Origin of the sequence: Vulcanococcus sp. (genome assembly GCF_044369115.1) — a bacterium.
Classification (GTDB): domain Bacteria; phylum Cyanobacteriota; class Cyanobacteriia; order PCC-6307; family Cyanobiaceae; genus Vulcanococcus.
In genome coordinates this window covers 1-4,297 of sequence record NZ_JBIPMN010000198.1, presented here as the reverse complement: position 1 = coordinate 4,297, position 4,297 = coordinate 1, and the positions used below count along the sequence as shown (strand labels likewise).

Genomic DNA, 4,297 nt, shown 5'->3' with positions numbered 1-4,297 from the left:
CTTGAAGGATGTGCAGATCGGCCTGGGCATAGAGCGGTTTGCGCTCGGCCAGCAGGGCCGCCAGGCGCGCAGCTGGATCCTCGGCCTGCAGCAGGGGCCGCGGGGTGGGATCGCTGCTCAGCCGCTCCAGCAGCAGGGCATCGGGGGCATCCAGCCAGATCACCACCCCCTGGTGCAGCTGGCCCCAGTTCTCCGGGCGGGTCACCACGCCGCCGCCGGTGGCCACCACCAGCGAATGCCAGCTGGCGATCTGATTGAGCACGGCGGCTTCCAGTGCACGAAAGCCCGATTCGCCCTCGCTGGCGAACAGCTCCGGGATGCTGCGGCCGGCAACCTGCTCGATGCTGCTGTCGGCATCGAGAAAGCGGTACCCGAGCAGTTCGGCCAGGTGCCGGCCGGCGGTGCTCTTACCGCTGCCCATCATCCCCACTAGATAGAGGTTGAGCCCCTCCAGGCGCTGGCGCAGGGCGGCATGCGGGTGGGCCATCGGTGCTGAGGCAGCGCAGCGGTTCACATTCCTAGGATGCGGCCTTGCTTGATGCAGCTATGACTCCGCCCCCCGTGGCGGCGCCTCCGGCGAGCCCGGTGCCCGCCGTTCCTGCAGCAGCCTTTCCGCGCGGCCACACCGCCCATGGCCAGGGCCGGGGCTGTGTGATCACCCGCCGCGCCTGTTTCAGTGCCAGCCACCGCTACTGGCTGCCCGAACTCAGCGCTGAGGAGAACCAGGCCCGCTTCGGCCCCTGCAGCCTGGCGCCGGGCCACGGCCATAACTACGAGCTGATCGTGGCCATGGGCGGTCCGCTCGATGCCGATGGCATGGTGCTCAACCTTTCGGATGTGAAACACGCCATCCGTGAACAGGTCACCGGCCAGCTCGACTTCCGCTTTCTGAATGAGGCCTGGCCGGAGTTCGATCTGCAGCAGAGCGGCGGCATGCTGCCTACCACTGAAGCCCTCACCCTGGCGATCTGGCGCCGTCTCCAGCCCCACCTGCCCCTGATGGGGCTGCGCCTTTACGAAACCGACAAACTCTGGGCCGATGTGCTCGGCGATTCCATGGAAGCGTTCCTCACCATCAAGACCCACTTCGCCGCGGCCCACCGTCTGGCACGGCCAGAGCTGAGCCCCGAGGAAAACGACGCGATTTACGGCAAGTGCGCCCGACCCCACGGCCACGGCCACAACTACATGCTCGAGGTGAGCGTGCGCGGCGCCATCGATCCCCGCACTGGCATGGTGTGTGATCTGGCGGCACTGCAGGGCCTGGTGGACGACCTGGTGGTTGAGCCCTTCGACCACACCTTCCTCAACAAGGACGTGGCCCACTTCTCCACCACCGTGCCCACGGCCGAGAACATCGCCCTGCACATCGCCGATCTGCTCAGCGCTCCGATTGCTGGCCTCGGCGCCAGCCTGCACAAGGTGCGCCTGCAGGAAAGCCCCAACAATGCCGCCGAGGTGTTTGCCGAGGTGCCGGCTCTCGGCATGCAGCCCCAGGCCCTTGAGGCCCTTGCCAGCGCCTGAGCTGCGCCTGGTGCTGGCGGTCAGCCTCGATGGCCGCCTTGCGCCGCCCGGTGGTGGGGCTGCCCAGATCGGTGGCAGCGGCGATCGCCAGGTGTTGGAGGAGGCCCTTGCCTGGGCCGATGCCTGCCTGATTGGCGGCCGCACGCTGCGCTTGCACGGCAGCACCTGTGTGATTCATGCGGCGCCTCTGCTGGCTCAGCGCCGCCGCGAGGAGCGGCCGGATCAGCCGGCAGCTGTGGTGGTGAGCCGCGGCGGTAGCTTCGATCCCCAGCTGCGCTTTTTCAGTCAGCCGCTGCAGCGCTGGCTGCTGGGGCCAGGCCTGAAGGTGCCACCCACAGGTTTTCACGCCGCGATCCCCCTGGGGGCCTGGCCCGAAGCCCTGATGGCACTGGCTGCCCAGGGCCTGCAGCGTTTGGTGCTGCTGGGCGGCGCTGAGCTGGCTGGTGCGCTGCTGCAGGAGCAGTTGGTGGAGGAGCTGCAGCTCACCCTTTGCCCGCTGCTGCTGGGTGGGCCCCACAGCTGGCTACCCAACGGGGTGCGCCTGGATCCCAATCGCTGGCTGTTGCAGGAGCAACGCCCGCTCGAGGGCGATGAGCTGCTGCTGCGCTATCGCTTCCTCAGGGATTGAGGGCCGGCGCTGCCGCGGCTTTGAAGCGCCGCGCGAGATCGCGGATCGGCACATCCATGAAGCTCTCGGCTGGTAGACCCAGCAGCCGCCCCGCGCAGCGTTTCACCACCACCTCGCTGTCGTCACCGAAGTGCCCCGCCAGCAGCTCCGTCATCACCCCGAAGCTGCGGCCGCTGCGCTCGGTTTCCTCGATCAGGCAGCGGCTGGTGGGGCCGGCCAGGGCCCGGCAGGGCGGTGCCATGCGCTCTTCCAGGCTGCGATCACCGCCGCTGGCCCACTGCTGACAGGCGCTGGTGATGCGCGCTTCCAGCTGGGGCCGCATCAGGTTCAGCAGCGGCCCCAGCAGCCCGGCCTGGGCGATGGCCCCATGGCCGCTGAGCAGGCTCAACCCGGCGAACGTCGCCGCCAGCCGCGCCGTGCCTAGCTTGGCCAGCCCACCGCGCAGTGCCGCCCAGCGTTGATGGCAGAGCTCACGGCCCGTTGGCACCGCGCCCTGGCGGAGATCCCCGAGGCGCAATGGCATGCCTTGGTAGCGGCGGAATCCCTTCCCTTTTACTCCTGGTCGTGGCTGGTGGGGCTGGAGTGCAGTGGAAGTGTGGTGCCCAGACAGGGCTGGCAGCCCTGCCATCTCGGCGTATGGGAGGGCGAACGTCTGATCGCAGCCGCTCCCCTTTATCTCAAGGGCCATAGCTACGGCGAGTTTGTGTTTGATCAGTCGTTCGCCCAGCTGGCGGCGCAGCTGGGTCAGCGCTACTACCCCAAGCTGCTGGGCATGAGCCCGGTGAGCCCGGTGCTGGGCTATCGCTTTTTCACGGCTCCCGGTGAAGACCCTGCCGCTCTCACGGAGTTGATGCTCGAGCTGATCGATGCCTTTTGCCGCGAGCATCAGATCTTCAGCTGCAACTTCCTGTATGTGGATCCGGCCTGGCAGCCGCTGGCGGAAGCGGCGGGGTGCGCCACCTGGCTGAATCAGCAGAGCCTGTGGAGCAACCAGGGCTACACCGATTTCGAGGCCTACCTCAGCAGCTTCAACGCCAACCAGCGCCGCAACATCAAACGCGAGCGCAAGGCCGTGCAGGCCGCTGGCCTGCAGGTGACTCCAGTGGTTGGAGAAACGATCACTTCCGCGTTGCTCAGCCGCATGCACGGCTTCTATGAGCAGCATTGCGCCCGTTGGGGTCCCTGGGGCAGCAAATACCTCACCGAAGCTTTTTTCGATCACGCCGCCGCGGAGTTGCGCCAGCACCTGGTGCTGTTCAGCGCCCACCGCGGCGATCCCGAGCAACCGGTGGCGATGTCGCTGTGTGTGCACAGCGCTAGCCAGCTCTGGGGCCGCTACTGGGGCAGCGATGAGGAGATCGACAACCTCCATTTCGAGGTTTGCTACTACGCCCCGATCGAATGGGCGATTAGCCGCGGCATCCAGCAGTTCGATCCCGGTGCCGGCGGCAGCCACAAACGCCGCCGCGGCTTTCTGGCCCGCCCCCACGCCTCCCTGCACCGCTGGTATCACCCACGCTTTGAGGCGATCGCGCGCCGCTGGCTGCCGGAAGCCAATGCCGAGCAGCTCGAACAGATTGAGGCGATCAACGCCGAGCTTCCCTTCAAGGCCAGCACCTCAGATCTGCTCAGCTCGGCTGCGTAGCATCCGCTAATGGCGAGCATTCGATGACGAGCTTTTCAGCGGAGCAGCGCCGCAGCCTCGATGAGCAGTTGTCGCAGCGCTTCATCGCCCTGGATCCCGCTGGTTATTTCTTGATCAAGCTCGACCTCGAGGCGGGCGAGTTGATCGCTGAGCACTACGGCAACGGCATTGATGAGCGGGGCCTCGCTACCGATCCCGCCACCGGTGAAGTGATCAGCTGCCGCGGCGGCGGGCTGCGTTCGCCGCTGAAGATCTTCCGCGGCCGTTCGGCCAAGGAGCTGGGCATGGCCCTCACCGAGGGCGAGGGCCCCCACCCGATCAGTTGCCTTGATCACGCCCTCTATCTGGGCCGTGAACTGCAGAAAGCGGAGCGTTGCCTCGAGGAAGGCAGCTCCTACATCCAGGACTGAGAGCTGCTGGGCCGGATGGATCAGACCGGCTGCAGCTCGCGGGCGGGTGAAGCCGGTGTGGACGGGGGCTCTGGTGGCAAACAGGCCAGT

Annotated in this window: 6 protein-coding genes; 4 read left to right on the top strand and 2 right to left on the bottom strand. The window is 67.0% G+C overall.

Annotated elements, in window-relative coordinates; all coding sequences use genetic code 11:
• Positions 1 to 487, bottom strand: a 487-nt coding sequence (locus ACIQ2E_RS12900) for a shikimate kinase (protein ID WP_398331241.1), incomplete at its 3' end; no start/stop codon positions are given.
• 164 nt (positions 488 to 651) lie between these two features.
• On the opposite strand from ACIQ2E_RS12900, the gene ACIQ2E_RS12895 reads away from it, so the two are divergent.
• Together ACIQ2E_RS12895 and ACIQ2E_RS12890 are read left to right on the top strand one after the other, a co-directional pair.
• The gene (locus ACIQ2E_RS12895; RefSeq protein WP_398331244.1) at positions 652 to 1,524 is read left to right on the top strand and encodes a 6-carboxytetrahydropterin synthase; all 873 of its coding nucleotides are present in this window, start codon (positions 652 to 654) and stop codon (positions 1,522 to 1,524) included.
• Positions 1,511 to 2,152 carry a RibD family protein gene (locus tag ACIQ2E_RS12890; protein WP_398331238.1) on the top strand — a complete coding sequence of 214 codons (642 nt, stop codon included), beginning with the start codon at positions 1,511 to 1,513 and terminating at the stop codon, positions 2,150 to 2,152. Before ACIQ2E_RS12895 ends, ACIQ2E_RS12890 begins: the two co-directional genes overlap by 14 nt.
• Here the strand turns inward: ACIQ2E_RS12890 and ACIQ2E_RS12885 are convergent.
• Positions 2,142 to 2,639 (bottom strand): hypothetical protein, encoded by a 498-nt coding sequence (locus tag ACIQ2E_RS12885; RefSeq protein ID WP_398331235.1) that lies wholly within the window; start codon positions 2,637 to 2,639, stop codon positions 2,142 to 2,144. The genes ACIQ2E_RS12890 and ACIQ2E_RS12885 overlap by 11 nt on opposite strands.
• On the opposite strand from ACIQ2E_RS12885, the gene ACIQ2E_RS12880 reads away from it, so the two are divergent.
• On the top strand, positions 2,613 to 3,797 hold the full coding sequence (locus ACIQ2E_RS12880; protein ID WP_398331232.1) for a GNAT family N-acetyltransferase: 1,185 nt from the start codon (positions 2,613 to 2,615) through the stop codon (positions 3,795 to 3,797). The two genes, ACIQ2E_RS12885 and ACIQ2E_RS12880, sit on opposite strands and share 27 nt — an antisense overlap.
• Before the next feature lie 23 nt (positions 3,798 to 3,820).
• Positions 3,821 to 4,207 (top strand): DUF4346 domain-containing protein, encoded by a 387-nt coding sequence (locus ACIQ2E_RS12875; protein ID WP_398331229.1) that lies wholly within the window; start codon positions 3,821 to 3,823, stop codon positions 4,205 to 4,207.
• The last annotated feature ends 90 nt before the right edge of the window (positions 4,208 to 4,297 follow it).

What these genes read in the sequence shown, in the direction of transcription:
- ACIQ2E_RS12875 (WP_398331229.1), top strand. Translation starts at nt 3,821, where the DNA reads ATGACGAGCTTTTCAGCGGAGCAGCGCCGCAGCCTCGATGAGCAGTTG.
- ACIQ2E_RS12880 (WP_398331232.1), top strand. Translation starts at nt 2,613, where the DNA reads ATGGCAGAGCTCACGGCCCGTTGGCACCGCGCCCTGGCGGAGATCCCC.